This window comes from Dellaglioa sp. CoH-56-MRSF-11 (assembly GCF_056782135.1).
Genome location: NZ_JBXAYE010000024.1, coordinates 1 through 498 on the forward strand (window position 1 = coordinate 1; position 498 = coordinate 498).

At 49.6% G+C, this 498-nt stretch carries 1 protein-coding gene; it reads left to right on the forward strand.

Going from position 1 to position 498, the window contains the following annotated elements:
* On the forward strand, positions 1-383 hold a 383-nt coding region (locus AC1RPT_RS07635; protein WP_481762958.1), incomplete at its 5' end, for a hypothetical protein.
* Between the last annotated feature and the right edge of the window lie 115 nt (positions 384-498).

Consider the following 498-nt stretch of genomic DNA (forward strand, 5'->3'; position numbering starts at 1 on the left):
CGTATAACGATCTGTTGAATTTGCCAACGAGCCCAGATGTTGCACGGCTACCCGTCAACATTCAGGGTAACCCAAACGTCATCAACGAAGTGTTCTACATGTTCACAGACAACTGCCAATTCGGGCAGAACTTCGTGGGCGCGAAAGCAAATGCGGTACTGATATCTGGCACCACAGCGACCGTACGTATCATGAAGTACCCAGCGTCAACGCCCAACACAGGAACGCAAGTAGGAACACTTAACATAGACACAGTGAACGGCAACTCGTTTACGAGTGTTCAATCAACCACGACGTTTGCTCCGGGTGATCAGTTCTCCTATCAATTCGCGACTACAAACACTTCTCTAATAACCATTACACTTCGTGGCACTTGGCTATAAGGAGTAGAAAATGCCAGCACAATTCATTGCGTCGGCCGAAGGCTTCGACATTTATCCTTCTGGCACGCTGGCCGCGAACTACCCATGGTTCGTGACCAATAGTGCCATTGCCGGG